Here is a 26,052-nt window from a genome sequence, read left to right as displayed (position 1 = left end):
ACCGGCATGTATCGTATCGCAATTTGTGACGATAAAATAGAAGATTTGGAACAAATGAATGAGCTGGTGAGGCAGATCATGCCGACATTTGACCTCGCTTACGAAGTGGATCGGTTTTTATCCATACAGCAGTTGTTAGAGGCATTTGACAGCGCACCATATCAATTAATCCTGCTGGATATCCTATTTGAGGGGCCGGAAGGGCTGGTTTGGGCAAAGGAGGTGCAGCGGCGGGGCTACGATTGCTCGGTGATTCTGGTCAGCAGCAGCACCGATTATCTGCTGGCAGGCTACGATATCCACGCGATTCATTATATCGTCAAACCGCCGGATCGCAATAAGCTGCAAAGCGCGATTCGTTACGCCCTGCTGCACGGCCCTAGACCGGATGAGAAAATAACGCTGCAAGCCAGTGGCAGCGTTCAGGTACTGGAACAGCAGAGGATTTTTTACCTCGAAAGTATCAACCATGATGTATTGGTGCATGCGGAGGGATGTAAGGAGATTAAATGCAGAGGCAAGCTGGAGGATTTTGAGCAGCGTTTGTCGGGTATCGCGGCGGCGCAGTGCCACAGAAGCTATCTGGTCAATTTGGCGCGGGTGCGGGCCATACGGTACGACTGTGTGGAATTGAGCGGCGGTAAAAAATTGCCGATGAGCCGCACCTATAAGGAACCGTTTAAAAAAGCATATCTGGATTATAAAATAACGGTCTGAGAACTGGACATACAAGTTCTCAGACCGTTATTTTCGACAAAAACCGGTTGTTTTCGACAAAAGGGTTTTTCGCAACCATTGTTCGATCTATAATGATGCATGTGAACAAAAAAGCTTAATACAAGCGGATTGAATAAAGAGAATTGCACGGATACTTATTTTTGCATATAGTATCTTTCTGGTGCGGATAGGTTGTTGGTCCATATGGCCATACTAATCGCACATGAGAAGGAGGAACCTCGATGAACGAAACACATGTTTTAACAGCCACGGTGCTGGACAGCTTCCGAAAGCAGTTGATTGCTGATGAACGCAGCCGGGATACGATTGCCAAATATCTGCGGGATGTACGGACGTTCTGCGCCTTTTTGCAGCCATGTAAAATTGTGGATAAGGAAGCCGTTATGGCTTATAAAAAGCACTTGGCGGAGCGCTATAAGGGCAGCAGCGCCAATTCCATGCTGGTGGCGGTGAATTGCCTGCTGGCTTTCTTGGGCTGGGGCGAATGCCGGGTTAAGCTGCTGCGTATGCAGCGGCAAAATTTCCGACAGGCCGACCGTGAACTGACCAAGGACGAATACCAGCGTCTGCTGCACGCCGCAAAAAATAAGCAGAACGAGCGATTGTATTTGCTGATGCAGACGATCTGCGCCACCGGCATTCGAGTAAGCGAACACCGTTTCATCACGGTGGCGGCGATCAAGACCGGCTATGCGCGGATTGTCAACAAGGGGAAGGAGCGCGTTGTTTTTATTCCCGCGGAACTAAAAGGGCCGCTCCTCCGCTTTTGCCGGGCGCACGGCGTGGAGCAAGGATCGGTATTTGTATCCCGTTCGGGCCGCCCGCTGGACCGCAGCAATATTTGGGCGGATATGAAGCGCCTGAGCCAAAAAGCAAACGTACCTGCGGAGAAGATTTTTCCGCATAACCTGCGGCACCTGTTTGCAATCACGTATTACCAACTGGAAAAGGATATCATCCGTTTGGCGGACATTCTCGGCCATTCCAGTGTGGAGACCACCCGCATTTATACGGCCACCAGCGGCGCGGAGCAGAAAAAACTGCTGTCCCGTTTGGGGCTGATAGAGTGTGGATAAAAAAAGAAAACACCACATAATACGAATTATGTAGTGTGTATGGCTCCCGTCGGTTACATATATGTTTGTTTTCTTAAATAATATCATTATTATGAGACAAAACGACATAAAAGTCAAGGGGGTGGGGTGAAATAAACAAAGATATTTTGCTAACAAATATATATTTTTAGGGGATTTGACGAATTAATCAAAATCCTCCTATTCACATGCATAAAAACCAAGCCTGCACGCGCTCGACTTTTGCGCGCAGGCTTGGTTTTTTCATATTTGGCATCCATTAATCAAATTGAGACTATCACATAATTCGTATTATGTAGTAGCACATTTAGACCAAAGCGGCGGCAGGCTGCAAAATCGAATCAGAAGCGAGGGACTAGAAACGGCCCCTTGCTTTGACGTGTTTTCAGATTAAGAAAAGAGGAGCGAAGCAAATGATGCGGCAAGAATTTTTGCTTTTGACCCAAAGTCCGCAAAACGGGCAGGAAATCTATAACGCGGCGTATCGCTGCGGTAAAGGGGGACGCGCCAAATGAAAAACAGATTAAAACGGGTGGCCAGCCTTTTATTGGCGTTTATACTGCTGGCCGGATCGGCGCCCGAGCTGCTGGGATTATTCGTACCGTCCGCCGCTGCGGGATATACCTCGGTCGTACAAATGGACAGCAGCACCGGTATGCTTTATGATAAGACGGTCTACAGGCTGGATGGCAACGTAACGATAACCGCATCGGCCGGACAGCCCGCGTTGCGGGTGGCCGACGGCGCTACCGCAGTGCTGTATATTCCTTCAGGAAAAACGTTGACCTTGCGCGGAGGCGACGGGAAAAGTGACACCGGCGGCGGCGCAGGTTTGCTGATTCCCAGCAATTCCACATTGCTGGTTACCGGCGGAGGGGCTTTGAAGGCTACGGGCGGCAATGGAGTAGCCGCAGGAAATGGTGCGGCCGCAGGTGCTGCGAGCGCGGGGGCAAGCGGTATTAACGGCGCCGATGGCGGCAACGGCGGAAAAGGCGCGGCAGCACCCGGCGCCGGTATAGGCGGCACCGGCGGCGCCGCCGGCGCCGCCGGTGCTGGCGGTGCCGGCAAAAAATCCCCTAGACAGCATAGTATTGCTGCGTCGGGCAGCGGTGGCAGCAATGGTGGAACCGGCGGCAGCGGTACTTCGATGGGGAAACTGTATGTATTGGGAAGTGTCTCTGTTACGGCAAGCGCCGGCAGCTATACTTCAACAAATGGGTCGGGTGGCAGCGCGAGTAACGGTGTTGAGCATGGCAACAATGGTAAAGACGAGCATTATACCGCCGGCGGCGGCGGCGGTGGCGGCGGCGGCAGTATGATTGCGGGGCCGGTTTATGCCATTGGCGGCGGCGCGGCAGGCGGAGGCGGCGGAGGCGGCGGAGGCGGCGGAGGCACTTGGCAGGGCGCTGAGTATAGACATTGGGGCGGCGGCGGCGGCAAAGGCAGCAACGGAGCAGGAAACGGTGGAGATGCTCCTTTGATAAGTTTGAGCGGCTATTCACGTTCTGCGGGCGGTGCGGGCGGCAGTACGGGCAGCCATGGCGGCTGCGGCGGCATTTGGAAGGCCAGTACCGCGAGCATTAATGGTAACAGCCAACAATCAGTAGGCTCTACAGGCACTAAATCGGAAATCGAATATACGGCGACCTTCAACCACAAGAGCGGCACGGGAGGAACCGCTAGCCAGACCTGTTATTTAGGCTATAAGCCGAGCAATATTTCAGTGGCCTCGCGCACGGGCTATTCCTTGAGCGGTTACTACGATACAGATTCCACTAGCGGCGGCACGCAGTATTTTAACGGAAGCGGCACCGCGCAGAGGGACTGGGATAAGGTGGGGAATGCAACCATATATGCCCGCTGGACAGCGAACACCTATACCGCTACACTGGATCGGCAGTCCGGCACCGGCGGAACAAGCAGCTTTACCGCTACTTATGACAGCACGCCAAGCAATATCAGTGTGCCCAGCCGGTCCTATTACACGTTTCAGGGCTACTACACCGCGAAAAACGGCGGCGGCACCCAATATTTTAACGCAAGCGGCGTGGCGCAGCGCGCGTGGACAATCGCCGAAAACACTACGCTCTATGCGCACTGGAAGGCGAATACTTATACGGCGACGTTTAACGGAAACGGCGCTACCGTGGAAGGGACGCACGCCGCCAGCTACAGCGCGGCATATGCCACACCGACGGCCTCTCTGCCCTCGCTGACCGGCAGCATGCCGACCCGCATCGGTTACGAATTCGACGGCTATTGGAGCAAGAGCGGTTCCACGCTGGATAAGCAATACTTTGACAAAGCGGGCAAACCTACCTGCACGACTTGGGATATCGTATCAAACGGAACGGTGCTGTACGCCAAATGGAATCCCAACCCAAGCAAGATATCCTTTGATCCCAACCTGATGGCGGATGGGAACACGGGCGACCCGTGGAGCGCCAATGTTTCCGGCCTGTCGCCAACGGAAAACACCTACTCGACGACCGGATACTATGAAATTACCTATCCGGAACTGCCGGTTTTGACGCGTACCGGTTATACGTTTACAGGGTGGTATTCCAATAGGGATTGCAAAACAGAGGATCTGGTGCGCAGCGGCTATACCATGGTGACCGAACAGAACAAGCAGCCGCAAACGTTATACGCTGGTTGGGAGCACCTGCAGTTTACAGTGGATTACCAGTTATCCGCGGGACTGCAGCTGCCGCGGCAGGTACGCTATCTGGAGCCATACGGCAAGGGCTACGAAATGGAGCGTACCGGTTACGACTTTAACGGCTGGTGGACGAAAAACGGCAGCACGGGCGGCAGCTGGGGAACGAAGATTGTTTACGAAGAGAGCGGCGAGCAAACAAAGGTGACGAATCCGGCCCGGCACACGGTTTATGCAAAATACGATCCGCATAAATGGATGGTCACGCTGGACCCGGGCGAGGGAAGCAGCTTGCCCGCCGGCGCATCAAACACGCTGCAAGTGAGCTATGGCAGCGCGTATGGCGAACTGCCCAAACCGCAGCCGCCCAGCGGGCAGGATTGGATCTTTGGCGGTTGGTATCTGGAACAGACCACCTTTATGACCCGTATCGAGAAGGACAGCACTGTAAAAACGGACAAGAACCATACGCTGTATGCCAAGTGGGTGCTTGGACAGCAAAACATCAGCTTTGACGTGGACGACGGCGAGGCGATCGCTTCGATCACCGTTGATCTGAACTATTCCTATAATGTCAATGGTCAGTGGCCTTCAAGCGCACAGCGTTATGGGTATACCTTCCTTTCGTGGAACACCAAGAAAGACGGTTCGGGCGAAACGCTCACGGGCGACACGCTATGCTCCAGCCGCGACCCCATTATCGCTTACGCGCAGTGGAAGCCCGACCGGGTACAGATTACGCTAAAACCCGGCGACGGCGCAACGGTAAACGGCGCGGCAACGGCAACCGCAACCGGTGATTTTGGATCGGCCTACGGCGCGGCGTTCTCCGGCGGCAAGCTGCCTGTACCGGTCAAAACGGACTGGACGTTTGTCAACTGGTACAACGGCGACCAGCCGGTATACGACGGCAGCCAGATCGAGTCGACCGAACCGATCAGTTTGACGGCGGCATGGTCGCAAAACGTCTATACGCTGGTATACCACGCCAACGGCGGCGCGCTCACGGGTATGGAGAGCAGCGTGTCGATCAACGTCGGCACGGAGGTAGCGCTGCCCGGCGCGGCGAATATGAGCCGAAAGGGCTATAAGCTGCTCGGCTGGAGCAAGACACAGGGAGCCGCCGCGCCGGAATATACAACGAGCTTTAGCCATGACGACAACACGGCGGTGGTGCTGTATGCGGTATGGGAGCCGCTCAAGATAAAAAACACGGTACAGCATTACCAGCAGAAGGTGGACGGCACATATCCGGATACGCCGTTTGAGATCGAGGATGTGCAAGCGCAGGCGACTTCTATTCTTTATGCCACCGCGAAAACCTACACGGGCTTCGCGCCCCGTTACGAAGCGCCCAGCATAATTTCTGGCGTAGTGCCGGAGGATAAGGGTATTACCCTAAAGCTGTATTACGACCGCGCGCAGTACCCGGTATCCATCGTATCGGGGGAGGGCTGCACGGCGGAGCTGCTCAGCACGGAAGCGGAAGGCTTGATAACGCAGGCGGATAAAACCGCTGTCCGGCATGGCGGCACGCTGCGGTTCAAGGTAACGCTCGATCCGAATTTTGACCCGGCGACTATGCAGGTACAGGTGAATGGTGTGACAAACACCGGCTTTACCGGCAAGGTAGGGCAAGAGCTTCGCTTGAATGTGACGGAAGGCACGCAGTTGCTTGTAACCGCATCCCGCAAGGTGGCTGCGATTACGCCGCCCGCCGTGCAGAACGGCTACCAGATTAAGCCGGTCAGCGGAGTATTCACCGCGGAATACGGCAAGGATTGAGCTTTACCATCGCGGTCGACCCGCAATACAGCCAGTCCACGCTTACGGTAGAGGCAAACGGCGAGGTGCTGGATCCGGTCGCCGGTACATATACCGTTGCGTCGGTATCGAAGAATGTGAGTATAACCGTATCAGGCTTGCAGCTTAACCGGTACGAGGTATCGTACGACGATGGCGTGGGCTATACGATCTCGCCGAAGGATAGCAAGACCGTGATATACAACGGCAGCCATACCTTTGTGCTGACACTGACCCCGGAATACGAGGGCGCGGTTCCCGTTGTACGAAGCAACAGGGGTTCGGTGCTGACCGCGGGGCAGATCAACGGGAGGGAGTATACCTATACGATCTCCAACGTAATGGAAAATCAATCCATCATGGTGGAACCGTTGGTGGTGGAGCATTACAGTGTTGCGCTGCCATCGGGCGAGGGGTATTCGCTGGTGCCGGTCGGCAGTACTACCGTGCGTCGGGGCGGCAGCTTTAGCTTTACCGTAAGCTTGTCAAGCGATATCGACGCATCCGCCATGGTGGTAACGGCGCTGGGGGATTCCGGAAGCAGAAAAATACTCACGGGAATCGGCACTACCTATACCATAGAGAATATTACGGAAGATCAGATCGTGCTTGTTACGGGGCTGCGTAAGCCCAGCTATCAGGTGAATGTGATCGAGGGCGTTGGCTTTACCGCCGCCCCGCAAAGCGGAAACGTGCAGTACGGCGGTTCGTTTGATTTCACCATCACGCTGGATGAGACCTATCGAGGGGCAGAGCCGGTTGTAAGGGCAAATTATACGCAGGTTTTGGAACCGACAGCGAAGCATGATTTCGTATATTCCTACACGCTGTCGCCGGTAACGGACAATACGGATATTAACGTTTCGGGTCTGTCCAAGCAGCAATACCTGATTAAGTGGGTGGTTGAGGGCAAAGAGACTTCGGAGATGATTGAGCACGGCGTAACACCAAAGTTTAGCACAATTCCGGAAAAAAGCCCCACACTGGAGTACGGCTATGCGTTCAAGGGCTGGCGGGACGAAGGCGGAACGGTGTATACCGGCGGGCTGCCCAAGGTGACTGGCGAAGCCACCTATACCGCGGTATTTGAAACGACGAAGCGCACGTATGAGATCGTATGGACCTCGGCGGGCGCGGTACACCGCGAAGCGTTGCCCTACGGCGCCGCCGCTACTTTTGACGGGATAGACGAGTACACCACGCGGGAATATGACCACTACAGCGAATATGTCTTCAGCGGTTGGAGCGATGGCAAGAAAACATACGCGCCGGGCACGGCGCTGCCGCTTGTCACCGGACCGGCTACCTATACCGCGCAGTTTACGCCGTCACAACGCACCTTTGCGCTGCATGTACGCTTTGTAAACGCGAATGATGGGAAAAAGCTTTCCGAAACGAGGGATACAATAGCGTATAACACGCGCTATGTAATTTCCGCGCCTTCGTATGAAGGGCTTAGCCCGTCGCAGACCGTGGCGAGCGGTATAATGCCCGCGCACGATCTATCGCTCACAATTTATTATTACAAGTCAACGGATACGCCGTATACGGTCGTGCATGAACAACAGGGATTGGACGGAGTCTACAAAGCGGTGGATACCGAAACGCTGCGCGGCGTCGCGGGACAAAATACGCGAGCCTTCGCGCGAAGCTACGATGGTTTCACGCGTGGCAGCGTGCCGGTGGAAAAAATCGCGGAGGACGGCAGCACGGCTTTGACGATTCGGTATGAACGCAGCCGGTATGAACTGAGATGGGACCCCAACGGCGGCTACTTTGACGATACGGATCTATCCACAACGGCAAAGATCGAAATTTACCAATACGGCGAAACAATCACAGTGCCGAAGGTAAAGCATACGTCGGAAGCGGCGAACAGCTACACCTTCGCGGGCTGGGACGGTACGGTGCCTGAAACCATGCCGGCATTCAACACGGGTTTCACGGCGTATTGGACGCCGTCGGCGCGGATGTACACGGTAACAGTGAACTTTGTGGACAAGTCGGGCGCGGCCATAGCGGGTGTGCAGCCGGTAAGCGGTAAGTTTGCCGCGGGGTCGGATTATTATCTGTCCGGGTTCCCGACGGTAGACGGCAAGCAGCCAAGCCAAACGAGCGCTTCCGGCGTGATGCCCGCGGCGAACGTAGCTGTTACAGTAGCGTATTACGACGCGGCGGATGCCTCGGGCTACACGGTGGAGCATTACCTTGCGGACGCAACGGGCGCGTATAGCGCCGCGCCGTACGAAACAGAGCAGCGTACCGGCTACACCGGACAGGTTACGAGCGAGACCGGCAAGAACTACGATGGCTATGCACCGGACCATGTAGATCAGGCCACAGTCACAGCGGATGGGAAGGCGGTCGTCAAGGCGTACTACGCGCGGCGGTATTACACCGTCACATGGGACGCGGGCGGCGGAACCTTCCCGGGCGGCGCGGCAAACCAGCTCATGAGCGTGCGGTATGGGGCGGCGGTGAGCGCGCCCTCTTCGCCCACCAAAGCGGCGGACGCGAACTATACCTATACCTTCAGCGGCTGGTATCCGTCGGTTGCCGGTGAAATGCCGTCGTACGATGTGACCTACACGGCGCAGTACATAAGAACGCCGCGCACGTATACGCTAACGGTGCAATACCTGTACGCGGACGGCACGCAGGCGAAGGAAGCCGTGGTAAAGGAAAACATGTCGGTAGGCGAAAGCTACCGGATCGCGTCGCCTGAGGTAAGCGGGTACGTGGCAAACCGCACGGTGGTAACGGGCGTTATGCCCGCGTCGGATACGACGGAGACGGTCACCTATGTCTCCACAAGCGGCGTGGAGTATACGGTAAAGCATGTGCGGGAGGCCGTGGGCGGCGACATCGAGGAGACCGAGGTGCTGCGCGGAACAACGGGCGCGCAGACGTCGGCCCTGCCGCGCAGCTATGACGGCTATACGGCGCAGAAGGTACAGCAGACCACCATTCGCGCGGACGGAAAGGCAGCGGTGGAGATCCGTTACACGAGAAACAGCTATCAGGTGGTATGGAACGGCAACGGCGGCACGATCGGCGGCCAAAAGACCGTAACGCGGACCGTTAAGTACGGCGAAACGCTTACGCCGCCGTCCACGCCGGTAAAGAACGGAGACGCGCAGTTCGGGTATGCGTTTGCCGGATGGGAGCCGTCGGTACCGCAGACGATGCCCGCGGGGGACCAGACGTTCTTTGCAACGTGGTCCGCGGTGCAGAACCAATACACCCTAACGGTGCACTACAAAAAAGCGGACGGCGGCGAAGCCGCGCCGAGCAAGAGCGAAGTCTATACCGTGGGACAAAACTATACCGTGAGTTCGCCAGCCGTGGAGGGCATGACGCCGAATCTGGAAACCGTTACAGGTATCATGCCCGCGGCGGATACGGAGATCACGGTGACGTACTACCCGAACAACGCCACACGGTACACAGTGAAGCACCTGCAAAAAGACGCGGCAGGCGAAGGCTACACCCTTGCGGAGACGGAATACTTACGCGGTACGGCGGGCGAGCAGACCAAGGCCGCGGCCAAGACGTACGCGGGCTTCAAGAAACCGTCTTCCGTGACGCAGCAGACCATTTCCAGCGAGACGGAAACCGTGGTGGAGATTCAGTACGAGCGCGAAAGCTACACGGTGACATGGAACGCGGGGGACGGCCAGTTCGACGGCAACGCCGCGACGAAAATCAGCACCGTAAAGTACGGCGCGGCAATCACCGGAGCGCCCACCCCAACGAAGGCGGCGGACGATCTGTTCACGTACCGGTTCACCGGCTGGTCGCCTTCGGTGGCGGATACCATGCCCGCGTGGGATGTGGCCTACACGGCGCAGTACGAGCGCACGGCCAAGCCGTATACGCTCACCGTGCTGTACCGCTTCGCGGACGGCACAACGGCGCACGAACCGCATACGGAACAGGTGAGCACGGGCGGCAGCTACAACGTGGAAAGTCCGAGTATCGAGGGCTATGCGCCTAACCAAAGCGTGGTAACCGGCACCATGCCCGCGAAGGATACGGAGATACTCGTTACCTACGTATCCACCAAGGGCGTGACCTACAAGGTGCAGCACCTTCTGGAACAGGAGGACGGGACCTACGGCCCGATCAAGGACGAGCAGGTACAGCGCGGCCAGCCGGGCGCGCAGACGGCGGCGGTGCCCAAAATCTATGAGGGCTACACCGCCGGAACGCCGGAGCAGCAGACGCTTCTGGCGAACGGCAATACCACAGTGCAGATTAAGTACGCGCGGAACGGGTATCAGGTGACGTGGAACGCGGCGGGCGGCAAGGTAAACGGGGAGGACCGATGGACGCAGACCGTGAAGTACGGCGCGTCAATCACCAAGCCCGCGGACCCGACCCGCACAAGCGACGCGGGTTACGCCTACACCTTCGGCGGCTGGGACGCGGAGATACCGGAAACGATGCCCGCGGGCGATCTGTCCTTTACCGCCAAGTGGAACACCAACCGCCAGACCTACCGGCTTACCGTGCGGTATCAGTACGAAAACGGCACGGAAGCCCACGCGTCGCAGGACTACCAGTTTATCGTCGGCGAGGGCTATGAGATCAAGGACATCCCGGCGGTAGAAGGCTACCGCCCGAACGTGACGAGCGTGAAGGGCACGATGCCCGCGAAGGACGAGACGGTGACTGTGGTTTACTACCCGGAGACCGGCACGCAGTACACGGTAAAACACCTGCTCCAGCCGGTAAGCGGCGAAGCCTATGAGCTTGCGGATACCGAAACCCTGCGGGGCGAGACGGGCAAGGAGAGCAAGGCCGCGGCGCGCAGCTATCCGGGCTTTACGGCGCAGCGCGTCGTGCAGAAACCAATCGCGGCAGATGGCAGCACCTTGGTAGAAGTGCGCTACACGCGCAATGAATACACGGTGACGTGGAACGCGGGGGAAGGCGCGTTCTCAGGCGGTGAAAAGAGCAAAACCGCGACCTATCGTTATGGAGCGGCAATAGACCGGCCGGCCAACCTGACGAGACCGGCGGACGCGAACTTTGACTATGTATTCACCGGCTGGACGCCGAGAGTGCCGGAGACCATGCCGCCGCAGAACGTGACGTATACCGCGCAGTATGGCCGCGCGGCGCAAAGCTACCAGCTTACCGTGACCTACAAAATGGGTGACGGAACGGCGGCGCCGGAAGCGCATCAAGAAACGGTAACGGCGGGCCGGACCTACCGTGTGGTATCGCCCAAGGTGGAAGGGTACACGCCGTCCATCGCGATCGTGACCGGCACGATGCCGTCGCACGATACCGAGGTGCTGGTGACGTACTACTCGAACCAAGGGGTGCAGTACAAGGTGGTGCATAAGCTGCAAAACCTGAACGGCACGGCGTATGAGCAAGCGGACTTTGAACTGCTGTACGGCCAAACGGGTACGCAGACGCGGGCCGAACCGCGTGTTTACACAGGCTTTACACCGCAAGCGATAGAGCAGCAGACGGTGAACGCGGACGGCGGCACCGTGGTGGAAATTCTGTACACCCGCAACAGCTACAAGGTAACGTGGAACGGCGCGGGCGGTACGGTGAACGGAGAAGACGAAACGATACAGAGCGTGAAATACGGCGCTGCGCTCTCCGCGCCTAACCGGCCTACTAAGCTAAGCGACGTCAATTATGACTATACGTTCAGCAAATGGGATAAGGCGATTCCGTCGGAGATGCCGGCGAACGACCTGTACTTTATCGCCCAGTGGGACACGGATGAACGGAGCTATGAGGTAACGGTCTCGTACCGAAACAAGGACGGCAGCGAAGCCTTTGAGGATATCTCGGACGTGTACGCCATCGGCAAGGACTACGCGATTTATACGCCGGAGAAGGAAGGATACTTCCCGAGCCTTGAAACGGTAACCGGCACAATGCCGGCGAACGACCTCGCGTTTACCGTGACCTATTTCCCGAACACGGACGCGAAGTACATTGTAAAGCACGTGCTGGAACCGCTGCCGGATATGCCGATGCTTCTGGTCGTGGACGACACGGACGGTATCGTCTATGTGGAAGAGACCATGGGCGGCACGGTAGACGAAGAAACACAGGCAAGGCCCATGCCGATCCCCGGCTTTACGGCGGAAACGTATACGCAGGAGACCATAGGCGGCGATACGGTGGTAACGATCCGGTACAAGCGCAACGAGTATGACGTCGTCTGGGACGGCAACGGCGGCAAGTGGGGAGAGGACGAAACGCAGACCACCACACTGCTGTACGGCCAGCGCATCGCGGAACCGGAAGAACCGACGCGGGAAGCGGACGCGACCAGCGGCTACACGTTCCTGAGCTGGGGCGCGAAGCTGCCGGAGACCATGCCCGCGGAAAACCTGACCTATGTGGCGCGTTGGAGCACAGCGGCGCGGGATTACACGTATACCGTGAAGTTCGTCTGCGAGGACGGAGCGACCGCGCCGGAGCCGATCACCGGCACGCTCGCGGCGGGCAGCGCGTATACGTTCACCGATTTCCCCGCGCTGGACGGCTACGTGGCGATTCCGAACAGCTTAACCGGTATTATGCCGGCGAGCGACCTTACCCTTACGGTGACGTATTACCCCAGCGCCATGGGCGTTCCGTACAAGGTGGAGCAGTACATGGAGCAGGCGGACGGCAGCTACAAGGCGGAAAAGACGGAGGAACGCATTGGCATCGCCGGCCAGATGACCGCCGAAACAGCGGAGGAGCTCGCGCACTACACGGCGAGACCGGTGGAGCAGCAAAAGATCCTCGGCAGCGGCGAAACGGTGGTAAAGATTTATTACGAGCGTAAGGGGTATACGATAACGTTCGATGGGAACGGCGGCGCTATGGAAGGCGCCGCAAGCGTGCGGGGCAAATGGGGCGCGGCCGTAACCGCGCCGACAGCCACGCGCGAAGGGTATACGTTCGAGGGCTGGCAGCCTGCGTTTAGCGGAACAATCCCGCAGGCAGACGCCACTTACACAGCGCAATGGAAGGCCGAAACCACGGACGATGGCGGCGGAGGTTCCGGTGGAGGCGGTTCCGGCGGCGGAGGCGGCGGTGGCGGAGCCACCGGGCCCGCCGAACCGGACAAGCCCGGCACGGACGACGCCGGGGTTACCCCCTGCGACGGCGGCGAGAGCTGCCCGACCAAGGGCACGTTCCTCGACAACCCCTACGGCAGCTGGTACCACGATTATGTGGACTATGTATTTGCAAACGGGCTGATGAAGGGCGTGTCAAGCGACCGGTTCGCGCCGGATGAAACGCTCACGCGCGGCATGCTGGTGACCATCCTGTACCGCATGGCGGGTTCACCGGCGGTGAGCGGCGCGTCGCCCTTCGCCGATGTGGCGGAAGGCAAGTGGTATACGGACGCTATCCTCTGGGCCACGCAGACCAGCGTGGTAAACGGCTACGGCAATAACCAATTCGGCGTGGAGGATGCGATTACCCGTGAGCAGATGGCGGCGATCCTACAGCGGTTTGCTAAGAGCACCGGGGTACCGACGCAGGGCGCGGCCGACCTTTCCGCCTTTGCGGATGGCGGCGCGGTATCCCCATGGGCGGTGGAAGCCGTCTCTTGGGCGGTGAACTGCGGCCTGATCACGGGCACGGGCGCGGATACGCTGGAACCCGCGGGCAGCGCGACCCGCGCGCAGGTGGCGGCCATCCTATCCCGTTTCTGTACCTATGTGAACCAAAGCAAGGCCTGACAGGCCAAGCAGGAAAGTGGGGAACAAGCGCTTCCCCCTTTCCCGCAAGCCCTCTTGATGTTGCAAGAGGGCTTGCGGGAAAGAAATCACATAACGGCCCTTCGGCCGAAACCATAGCCAAAAGGAGTAGAGGGATATGAAGATTGGAAAACGATTATTAAAATGCGTCATGAGTATGGGACTGCTCTGCTGTATTCTAATCGGCGTAATGCCGATTCAGGCGTTGGCGGACTGGAACGCATGGACGTGGCAAGTGGAAATTAAGCCGGTGCGTGGAACTGTGCATGAGGAATATAGAGCCAGAGATATGGTTCGTGACGTGATCCCTGAATTCTCCTTGTCATTTGCGGGCTTTACATCGAACGAGGTAACCAATACAGGGCGCAAAGACTATCCGGGCCAAAGAACCGGCGCGGCACAACCATTATATTTTAAAGCAACCCCGAATTATTCAGTGGGCGCGTATCAGGGCAGTATTATCAGTACGCGATGGAATGGACAGCATATTGGCAATTTGGACTGTCAGGGCGGTACGGTTCTATTGGCGACTTTTCAAGGACTGTATGTTGACCGGGTGAACGGCGATACGATGAATCTGGATTATCATACCGGCGCCCTCACCCATACCAGTACGCAGTGTGCGCAACTGTGGTGCGCGACGGTGAGATACGCCGGCTTTGGCGATCAGAATTATGATGTATATTGTCCGGCAAAATGGGTAGACGGAGACGGCGAAGATAGTATCAATATCGTAGAACTAAATTCCAGCTTTCATAATGTGCCGAGGCTGCCTGCAAGCTATACGGACAGCATTGGCAAAAAGGTTGTGGCATGGACTGAGCATGCGGATGGTTCGGGAGAGGAATTTCAATTTGAAACCACATTCCTTGATCATGATATTACACTGTATCCGAAATACAAAACGATCGCTCCCTTTACGCTTACCCTTGATTTAAATGATTCGGCCAGCGGCAATGGCACTACCAAAGCTTCGCTCCCCAGCGATTATGAAGCGAAATATGGAAATAGCTTTACCATGCAGTATTATCAAAAGTATGGCGATACCAATGCAAATGACTTGGCAAATGGAGAATGGCCGTACTGGGAGGGCGATGATGAAAGCGGTTGGAAACCTGAATCGAGCGATATCGATTTGCCCCATCCGACGCGCGAGGGCTATAAGTTTATCGGCTGGGCAGACGAAAGCGGTCAAATTGTAGGCAATAAGGATCGCAATATGAGTGTGAGCAACTGTAAGCTATATGCACAATGGGAGCCCGAAGCATATACCGTTCAGTTCGACCGGAATGGCGGCGATAAAGATGGTTCGATCACTTCGACGAAGGTCAAATTTGACCAACAGCCGGAGCCGGTCGGCATTGCGATCGGTGAAACACTGCCGGAAAAGAAGGATAAGTTTTTTAAAGGCTATTATACAGCACCAAATGGCGGCGATGTCTATTTTAATGACATAGGTAACTCAGTGCGCCACTGGACGATCGACTTAACACCGGACAGGGAAGCGGACGGCGGCACGAAAACGCTGTATGCACAGTGGAGAGGGGATGAATACCCCATTGTGCTAAACGGACAGGGCGCGAAGGTGCAACCAGTAACGGAGGTGACCGCGGAATACAATGAAATTTTGCCAGCCATACCGCAGGATGGATTGCCAATAAAAGAAGGCTACTCGTTTGGCGGATACTATACGAAAACAGATGGCGGCGGAGAGAAAATATATAACGCGGATGGCAGCAGTACAAAAAAGTGGTCGACTCGGGCAGGCACCACACTATATGCAAAATGGGAAGCCGCAAAAACGACAGTGACGCTGGATCCGCAGGGCGGGCAGCAGTCCGGGCCGACGATTCATGCCACCTACAATGAGCCTATTGCAGCTATTACGCCGCCCATCCGGCAGGGCTATACGTTTTTGGGATATAACGACCAAAGCTCCAATACTTATATTGGGCCGAATGGCAACGGTCTGAGACCGTGGGATAAAATCGACGCCACATATACGCTAAACGCGCAGTGGAAGGCCAACACTTATAATCTGGTGGTCGATCCGCAAAACGAAAGCAGTGCCATTGCGCAGACGGTCACATACGATACGGCCATGCCGTCGTTTGCAAAACCGGAAAAAACGGGAAGCGTTTTTGAAGGGTATTTTACGAAGACAGAGGATGGAGCGTGGGGTGAAAAGGTATATGACGCCAGTGCCCGTCCCGTGCAAAGCATATGGAATTATCCAAGTGATTTAAATCTTTTTGCAAAATGGAATCCGATAAAATACAAGCTTACGCTGGACAAGAATACAACAGAAGCAATAGATTGGCATGGCGGCGCAGCGACACATGATATTTATTATGGCGAACTGTACCCGTCCTTGCCCAGCCCGACGCGCAAGGGCTATGTATTTACCGGCTGGTATAGCAATGCAGTATGCGGTCCCAAGGATTTGGTGCGCGGCGGATTTACCAAGGTGACCAAAGCGGAGAACCAAACCTTATATGCCGGCTGGGAGCCGCTGCAAATCCGCGTCACCTATGTGCTGGCGGAGGATTTCCTGTGGGAAAAGATTATAGATTACGGACAGCCATATGGTGAACAGCCGAATTTGTCGAGTGATGGGCAGGTACTGAAGGGGTGGTATGTAGATCCCGAAGATGCAGCTACCCAGAAAAAGAAAACAGATACCGTGGATGTGGAATACGACCACCGGTTATATCCTGTCTATACCGGTAAGACGTATGATATTTCCTTTAGTGCAGCTTTAAGCGGGGTGTCAAATCCGAAAAAACAATCCGCTACCGTCGGAGAAAAATACGGAACGCTGCCGACATTGACAGATCCCGCTGGCAACAATACCTTTGCGGGCTGGTATTTGGAAAAGGACTACCGCACACAGGTAACGGCGGATACAGTGGTAAGCGAAGCGGAAGCACATACGCTGTATGCCAAGTGGGTACGCGGTCAACTGGTCATTGCGTTTGATCCGCAGGGCGGCTCAGCGTGTGTGGGTCGAACGATCGAATTTGACCATGCGTTCGGCGATCTGCCCGTGCCAACACGCAAGGGCTATGCTTTTAAGGGCTGGTATCAGAATGCGGCGGGTACGGGAACTGCCGCAACAGCGACGGATAAAGCCTCCAATACGGGCAATGGAACGCTAACGCTTTATGCGAAGTGGACGCCGATCACCGTGCCGGTCACCTTTAAGACCACGCTGGCGAATACTTCGATTAGCGGCAGTACTATGACGCAGCAGTTTGCTGACGCAAAATACGATCAGACCTACGGTTCACTGTTTGGCGGCACGATTCCAGCTCCGAACAATGGTACGGGCGGCGCCTATACCTTTACCGGTTGGTTTACCGATATGGGCTGGAAAATCGAAAATGATACCAAAATCAGCAGCTTGGAAGGTCATACGATCACGGCGGGCTGGAGAAATAATCAGGCGACCATTATTCTGAACGAGAACGGCGGCGTGTTGGACAGCAGTGTGCAGGCGGTCAATGTGCGGGCGCTTAATTCGTCGCTTACACTGCCGGGCGCGGATAAGGTCAGCCGGACAGGGTATACCTTCCTTGGATGGAGCCAAAACCAAACAGCGAGCACACCGGATAGCGGCCTTACACCGGGCAGCTACAAGCCCACCAGTACGGAAACGATTGTTTTATACGCCGTGTGGAAGGTAAATCAGGGCTACTATCAGGTACAGCATTATCAGCAGCAGCCGAACGGCGACTATACAGTGCGCGAAACCGAAAGCCCGCTGGAGCGGGATGCCGGTACCTTGGTAAGTGCGCAGGCAAAAACCTATCCCGGCTATCAAATTAACTATCGTGCGGCGAATACCGTAGCATCCGGCACAGTGGAAGCTGGAAAGACGCTCACGTTGAAGCTCTATTACGATCTGGATATTTATTCGGCGGTCATGGAAGTACCACAGGGCTATCAGGTAGAGGTCGTAACGGGCCAAACCATCGGACGGACGGATTCCGGCAATCAGGACAATGCATTTGACATACGCCGGGGCGGTACGCTGGCGTTTCGGGTCAAGGACGCAGCGGGTAACGCCACCGATACGCCGTTTATCGTACAGGTTAACGGTACAGAGGTGAAGCCGGCCGCGGATGGTATTTATAAAATCAGCATGGATGGCCCGAAAAGCGTTGTGATCGGCGTAGAACAGATCTATCATGTGCGCGCCAAGGAAGGAGAGACTGGTTACCGTATCGTTGCGGTGCCGGAAAATACAGAGTTCGTGGCGCATGGCAACGATTATTCCTTCACCGTCAAGCTAGACCCTCAGTACAGTCAGTCGTCGATTAAGGTGACCACCACACCGGAGGGCGGCAGTTCGCAGGAGCTTACCGCGCGGGATGGTGTATATACCATTCCATCCGTCAAGGCGGATCATACGGTATCGGTTACCGGTCTGACGCTGAACCGCTATCAGGTTACCTACGGCACCGGCAGCGGCTATACAATCGCCAAGGTGGACGCTACTACAGTGCCATATAACGGCAGCCATAGCTTTACTGTGACGGTCGCGTATGATTGCGCCGGCGCGGCGCCGGTGGTCCGCGCGAATGGTGGAAAGGCGCTTGATCCGATCCGAATCAGCGGTACAACATACACCTATAAACTGGAAGCGATTCGGGAGGACCAGCATATTACGGTGGACGCGCTGGCTGCGCATACCCACACCGTTTCCTATGAGGACAGCGCCGATTACCGCATCGTCCCGATCGACGGTATGTCAAATCCGGTGGCACATGGCGGGATGTTCGCATTTACATTTGATTTTAGCGCAGCGTATCAGAATGCGTCGCCCATAGTCATTGCCACTGGCAGCTCTGGAAAAACGGAAAAGCTGACATCGCATGGCAGTACCTATTACCTGTGGGATATTACTGAGGATACGAAGCTGACATTTGAAAACATGACCACAAAAACCTGTAAAGTCAACGTAGTAGAAGGCTATGGGTACACAGTGGAACCGTTGACAACGGGCAATGTAGTCGGCTATGGCGGTACGTATATGTTCGCGTTGCAGCTAAACGGAGATTATGCGGAGGGCGATCCGGATGTACGTGCGAACAATGATCCGGTAAGTCCCAAAATCAAGTTGGACGACCAACCCATCTATGTATACAGCGTTGGAAATGTCATAACCGATACCAAGGTGACGGTGGAACTGCCAGACAAAAAGACGTTTGCGATTAGTTGGGTGGTAGACGGTAAAACGACAACCGAAAACGTTGAAGAGGGTGAAATACCGTTATTTGGCTCAGTGCCGCAAAAAGAGTCCACGGGAAGTGCGGATTTCGTATTCCAAGGCTGGAAGGACGCATCGGGTAAGATATACACCGGGCAGCTGCCGCCGGTTTCAGCGGATGCGACTTACACCGCCGTCTTTGGCCAAACCGAGCGCAAATATCAGGTGCTGTGGTCGGTAAACGGTGCGGTGACATCGGAATCCTATCTATACGGAGCAGCGCCTGAATTTACCGGAGAAACGGAACGGCCGGAGGACAGCCAATACCGGTATACGTTTACCGGTTGGAGCGATGGGAAAAAGACCTATGCGCCGGGCGCGGCCCTGCCGCTGGTCAGCGGCCCCGTGACCTATACTGCCCAGTACGAAATAGCCGCGCGGGAGTATGAACTTACGGTGCAATACCAGTACGCAAACGGAAGTACGGCGGCGCCGGAGAAAAGAATGCCGGTCGCGGCAGGGGAGACCTATTCGGCGGATTCTCCGAATATCTCGGGCTACACGCCGACCCAGCAGACTCTTACAGGAACCATGCCTAGCACCGATCTGAACCTTACCGTTGTGTATTACAGTGATAGCGGTACGCCATACAAGGTGGTTCACAAAAAGCAAGAGCTGTCCGGGGCCGGATATGTCATGGCGGAAACCGAACAACTGCGCGGTACGCCGGGAGAACAGACCGAGGCTGTGGCAAAGGCCTATGAGGGCTTTACGGCACAAGGATTTTCACAGACCGCCATCAATAGAGATGGCATGACGGAGATCGAGATCAAATATAATCGCAACAGCTATGAGGTGAAGTGGGATCCGAACGGCGGGTACTTTAACGATGCCGGACTGACGACGGCAGTAAAAAGCGAAACCTACCAGTATGGCGAAACGATCAATGAGCCGGAGGTAAGGCACGCGTCGGAAGCGGCAAACAGCTTTACCTTTGCGGGATGGAATGCTGCGGTGCCGCAAACGATGCCGGCAGGAAGCCAGAGCTATACGGCGTACTGGACGCCGTCGGCGCGGGTATACACGGTGAAGGTGAGCTTTGTAGATCAGGACGGAAAGGCGATCGGCGGCGCCGAACCGGTAAGCGGAAAGTTTGCGGTGGGATCAGACTATTACTTGTCCGGCTTCCCGGCGGTGAGCGGTAAAACCGCGAGCCAAACAAGCGTTTCGGGCGTGATGCCCGCATCCAATGTAAACGTCACGGTGGTTTATTATGATGAGTCGACCGCTGCAACCTATACGGTGGAGCATTATCTCGCGGGGACGGACGGAACCTACGGCGCGGCATATGAAACCGAAACGCGGACCGGCTTTGCGGACCGTCAGACAAGCGAGACCGGCAAGAATTACGACGGTTACACGGTGGACCATGTGGAGCAAGCCACAGTCACAGCGGACGGCAAGGCGGTCGTCAAGGCGTACTATGCGCGGCGGTATTACACCGTCACATGGGACGCGGGCGGCGGAACCTTCCCGGGCGGCGCGGCGAATGAGCTTACCAGCGTGCGGTATGGTGCGGCGGTGAGCGCGCCCACAGCGCCCACCAAAGCGGCGGATGCGAACTATACCTATACATTCAGCGGCTGGTATCCGTCGGTTGCCGGTGAAATGCCGTCGTACGATGTGACCTACACGGCGCAGTACATAAGAACGCCGCGCACGTATACGCTAACAGTGCAATACCTGTACGCGGACGGCACGCAGGCGAAGCAAGCCGTGGTAAAGGAAAACATGTCGGTGGGTGAAAGCTACCGGATCGCGTCGCCCGAGGTAAGCGGGTACGCGGCAAACCGCACGGTGGTAACGGGCGTTATGCCCGCGTCGGATACGACGGAGACGGTCACCTATGTCTCCACGAGCGGCGTGGAGTATACGGTAAAGCATGTGCGGGAGGCCGTGGGCGGCGACATCGAGGAGACCGAGGTGCTGCGCGGAACAACGGGCGCGCAAACGTCGGCCCTGCCGCGCAGCTATGACGGCTACACGGCGCAGAAGGTACAGCAGACCACCATTCGCGCGGACGGTACGGCAGCGGTGGAAATCCGTTACACGCGAAACAGCTATCAGGTTGTGTGGAACGGCAACGGGGGCACGATCGGTGGACAAAAGACCGTAACGCGGACCGTTAAGTACGGCGAAACGCTTACGCCGCCGTCCACGCCGGTAAAGAACGGAGACGCGCAGTTCGGGTATGCGTTTGCCGGATGGGAGCCGTCGGTACCGCAGACGATGCCCGCGGGGGACCAGACGTTCTTTGCAACGTGGTCCGCGGTGCAGAACCAATACACCCTAACGGTGCACTACAAAAAAGCGGACGGCGGCGAAGCCGCGCCGAGCAAGAGCGAAGTCTATACCGTGGGACAAAACTATACCGTGAGTTCGCCAGCCGTGGAGGGCATGACGCCGAATCTGGAAACCGTTACAGGTATCATGCCCGCGGCGGATACGGAGATCACGGTGACGTACTACCCGAACAACGCCACGCGGTACACAGTGAAGCACCTGCAAAAAGACGCGGCAGGCGAAGGCTACACCCTTGCGGAGACGGAATACTTACGCGGTACGGCGGGCGAGCAGACCAAGGCCGCGGCCAAGACGTACGCGGGCTTCAAGAAACCCTCTTCCGTGACGCAGCAGACCATTTCCAGCGAGACGGAAACCGTGGTGGAGATCCAGTACGAGCGCGAAAGCTACACGGTGACATGGAACGCGGGGGACGGCCAGTTCGACGGCAACGCCGCGACGAAAATCAGCACCGTAAAGTACGGCGCGGCAATCACCGGAGCGCCCACCCCAACGAAGGCGGCGGACGATCTGTTCACGTACCGGTTCACCGGCTGGTCGCCTTCGGTGGCGGATACCATGCCCGCGTGGGATGTGGCCTACACGGCGCAGTACGAGCGCACGGCCAAGCCGTATACGCTCACCGTGCTGTACCGCTTCGCGGACGGCACAACGGCGCACGAACCGCATAGGGAACAGGTGAGCACCGGCGGCAGCTACAACGTGGAAAGCCCGAGCATCGAGGGCTATGCGCCCAACCAAAGTGTGGTAACCGGCACCATGCCCGCGAAGGATACGGAGATACTTGTTACCTATGTATCCACCAAGGGCGTGACCTACAAGGTGCAGCACCTTCTGGAACAGGAGGACGGGACCTACGGCCCGATCAAGGACGAGCAGGTACAGCGCGGCCAGCCGGGCGCGCAGACGGCGGCGGTGCCCAAAATCTACGAAGGCTACACCGCCGGAACGCCGGAGCAGCAGACGATTCTGGCGAACGGCAATACCACAGTGCAGATTAAGTACGCGCGGAACGGGTATCAGGTGACGTGGAACGCGGCGGGCGGCAAGGTAAACGGGGAGGACAGATGGACGCAGACCGTGAAGTACGGCGCGTCAATCACCAAGCCCGCGGACCCGACCCGCACAAGCGACGCGGGTTACGCCTACACCTTCGGCGGCTGGGACGCGGAGATACCGGAAACGATGCCCGCGGGGGATTTGTCCTTTACCGCCAAGTGGAACACCAACCGCCAGACCTACCGGCTTACCGTGCGGTATCAGTACGAAAATGGCACGGAAGCCCACGCGTCGCAGGACTACCAGTTTATCGTCGGCGAAAGCTATGAGATCAAGGACATCCCGGCGGTAGAAGGCTACCGCCCGAACGTGACGAGCGTGAAGGGCACGATGCCCGCGCAGAACACGGTGGTAACGGTTCTGTATTATCCGGAGACCGGCACGCAGTACACGGTAAAACATCTGCTCCAGCCGGTAAGCGGCGAAGCCTATGAGCTTGCGGATACCGAAACCCTGCGGGGCGAGACGGGCAAGGAGAGCAAGGCCGCGGCGCGTAGCTATCCGGGCTTTACGGCGCAGCGCGTCGTGCAGAAACCAATCGCGGCAGATGGCAGTACCTTGGTAGAAGTGCGCTACACGCGCAATGAATACACGGTGACGTGGAACGCGGGAGAAGGCGCGTTCTCAGGCGGTGAAAAGAGCAAAACCGCGACCTATCGTTATGGAGCGGCAATAGACCGGCCCACCAACCTGACGAGACCGGCGGACGCGAACTTTGACTATGTATTCACCGGTTGGACGCCGGAAGTACCGGAGACCATGCCGCCGCAGAACGTGACGTATACCGCGCAGTATGGCCGCGCGGCGCAAAGCTACCAGCTTACCGTGACCTACAAAATGGGTGACGGAACGGCGGCGCCGGAAGCGCATCAAGAAACGGTAACGGCGGGCCGGAGCTACCGTGTGGTATCGCCCAAGGTGGAAGGGTACACGCCGTCCATCGCGATCGTGACCGGCACGATGCCGTCGCACGATACCGAGGTGCTGGTGACGTACTACTCGAACCAAGGGGTACAGTACAAGGTGGTGCATAAGCTGCAAAACCTAAACGGCACGGCCTATGAGCAAGCGGACTTTGATCTGCTGTACGGCCAGACGGGTACGCAGACGCGGGCCGAACCGCGAGTTTACACAGGCTTTACACCGCAAGCGATAGAGCAGCAGACGGTGAACGCGGACGGCGGCACCGTGGTGGAAATTCTGTACACCCGCAACAGCTACAAGGTAACGTGGAACGGCGCGGGCGGCAAGGTGAATGGGGAGGACGAAACGATACAGAGCGTGAAATACGGCGGCAGTATCACTTCGCCCACAAGACTTGCCAAGGATGAGGACGTAAACTACAGCTATAGGTTCAGCAAATGGGATAAGGCCATTCCGTCGGAGATGCCGGCGAAGGACCTGTACTTTATCGCCCAGTGGGACACGGATGAACGGAGCTATGAGGTAACGGTCTCGTACCAAAACAAGGACGGCAGCGAAGCCTTTGAGGATATCTCGGACGTGTACGCCATTGGCAAGGACTACGCGATCTACACGCCGGAGAAGGAAGGATACTTCCCGAGCCTTGAAACGGTAACGGGCACAATGCCGGCGAACGACCTCGCGTTTACCGTGACCTATTTCCCGAACACGGACGCGAAGTACATCGTAAAGCACGTGCTGGAACCGCTGCCGGATATGCCGATGCTTCTGGCCATGGACGACACGGATGGTATCGTCTATGTGGAAGAGACCATGGGCGGCACGGTAGACGAAGAAACACAGGCAAGGCCCATGCCGATCCCCGGCTTTACGGCGGAAACGTATACGCAGGAGACCATAGGCGGCGATACGGTGGTAACGATCCGGTACAAGCGCAACGAGTATGACGTCGTCTGGGACGGCAACGGCGGCAAGTGGGGAGAGGACGAAACGCAGACCACCACGCTGCTGTACGGCCAGCGCATCGCGGAACCGGAAGAACCGACGCGGGAAGCGGACGCGAACAGCGGCTACACGTTCCTGAGCTGGGGCGCGAAGCTGCCGGAGACCATGCCCGCGGAAAACCTGACCTATGTGGCGCGTTGGAGCACAGCGGCACGGGATTACACGTATACCGTGAAGTTCGTCTGCGAGGACGGAGCGACCGCGCCGGAGCCGATCACCGGCACGCTCGCGGCGGGCAGCGCGTATACGTTCACCGATTTCCCCGCGCTGGACGGCTATGTGGCGATTCCGAACAGCCTAACCGGTATTATGCCGGCGAGCGACCTTACCCTTACGGTGACGTATTACCCCAGCGCCATGGGCGTTCCGTACAAGGTGGAGCAGTACATGGAGCAGGCGGACGGCAGCTACAAGGCGGAAAAGACGGAGGAACGCATTGGCATCGCCGGCCAGATGACCGCGGAAACAGCGGAGGAGCTCGCGCACTACACGGCGAGACCGGTGGAGCAGCAAAAGATCCTCGGCAGCGGCGAAACGGTGGTAAAGATTTATTACGAGCGTAAGGCGTATACGGTAACGTTCGACGGGAACGGCGGCACTTTGGAAGGCGCCGCAAGCGTGCGAGGCAAATGGGGCGCGGCCGTAACCGCGCCGACAGCCACGCGCGAAGGCTACACGTTCGAGGGCTGGCTCCCGGCGTTTAGCGGAACAATCCCGCAGGCAGACGCCACATATCAGGCGCAATGGAAAACCAACAGCGGCGGCGGAACCGGCGGCGGAGATTCCGGTGGCGGCGGAGCCGGAGGCGGCGGTGGCGGAGCCACTGGGCCCGCCGAACCGGACAAGCCCGGCACGGACGACGCCGGGTTTACCCCCTGCGACGGCGGCGAGAGCTGCCCGACCAAGGGCACGTTCCTCGACAACCCCTACGGCAGCTGGTACCACGATTATGTGGACTATGTATTTGCAAACGGGCTGATGAAGGGCGTGTCAAGCGACCGGTTCGCGCCGGATGAAACGCTCACGCGCGGCATGCTGGTGACCATCCTGTACCGCATGGCGGGTTCGCCAGCGGTGAGCGGCGCGTCGCCCTTCGCCGATGTGGCGGAAGGCAAGTGGTATACGGACGCTATCCTCTGGGCCACGCAGACCGATGTGGCGGGCGGCTACGGCAACGACCGCTTTGGTCCGGACGATCCGATCACCCGCGAACAGACCGCGGCGATCCTGTACCGCTACGCGGTGCTGAAGGGCTTTGACACCGACGGCAGGGCGGAGCTCTCGGGCTTTACGGATGCGAACGAAGTATCCGCGTGGGCGCGGGAAGCCATGCAGTGGTGTGTGCAAAAGAGCCTGATCACAGGCAGAACAGAGCAGGAGCTCGCGCCCGCCGGAACGGCAACGAGAGCGGAAATAGCGGCGATCCTGTCCCGCTACTGCGGACAGGTGGCCAAATGA

At 57.2% G+C, this 26,052-nt stretch carries 5 protein-coding genes; all 5 read left to right on the top strand.

Going from position 1 to position 26,052, the window contains the following annotated elements; translation table 11 throughout:
* Nucleotides 1-6: 6 nt before the first annotated feature.
* The 5 genes from RWV98_RS12110 to RWV98_RS12090 all read left to right on the top strand — a co-directional run bounded on the left by RWV98_RS12110 (nt 7) and on the right by RWV98_RS12090 (nt 26,052).
* Nucleotides 7-717: a LytR/AlgR family response regulator transcription factor gene (locus tag RWV98_RS12110; RefSeq protein ID WP_317861019.1), complete on the top strand. Its 711-nt coding sequence runs from the start codon at nt 7-9 to the stop codon at nt 715-717.
* 242 nt (nt 718-959) lie between these two features.
* Nucleotides 960-1,814 carry a tyrosine-type recombinase/integrase gene (locus tag RWV98_RS12105; RefSeq protein WP_317861017.1) on the top strand — a complete coding sequence of 285 codons (855 nt, stop codon included), beginning with the start codon at nt 960-962 and terminating at the stop codon, nt 1,812-1,814.
* A gap of 529 nt (nt 1,815-2,343) precedes the next feature.
* A complete protein-coding gene (locus RWV98_RS12100; RefSeq protein WP_317861015.1) occupies nt 2,344-6,276 on the top strand; it encodes an InlB B-repeat-containing protein in 3,933 nt (1,310 codons plus the stop codon).
* The gene (locus tag RWV98_RS12095; RefSeq protein ID WP_317861013.1) at nt 6,273-14,012 is read left to right on the top strand and encodes an InlB B-repeat-containing protein; all 7,740 of its coding nucleotides are present in this window, start codon (nt 6,273-6,275) and stop codon (nt 14,010-14,012) included. The genes RWV98_RS12100 and RWV98_RS12095 overlap by 4 nt, the downstream gene beginning before the upstream one ends.
* Before the next feature lie 136 nt (nt 14,013-14,148).
* Nucleotides 14,149-26,052, top strand: a complete 11,904-nt coding sequence (locus RWV98_RS12090; RefSeq protein ID WP_317861011.1) for an InlB B-repeat-containing protein — start codon at nt 14,149-14,151, stop codon at nt 26,050-26,052.

Origin of the sequence: Agathobaculum sp. NTUH-O15-33 (assembly GCF_033193315.1) — a bacterium.
GTDB classification, from domain to species: domain Bacteria; phylum Bacillota; class Clostridia; order Oscillospirales; family Butyricicoccaceae; genus Agathobaculum; species Agathobaculum faecihominis_A.
This window is presented reverse-complemented; position numbering and strand designations above follow the sequence as displayed.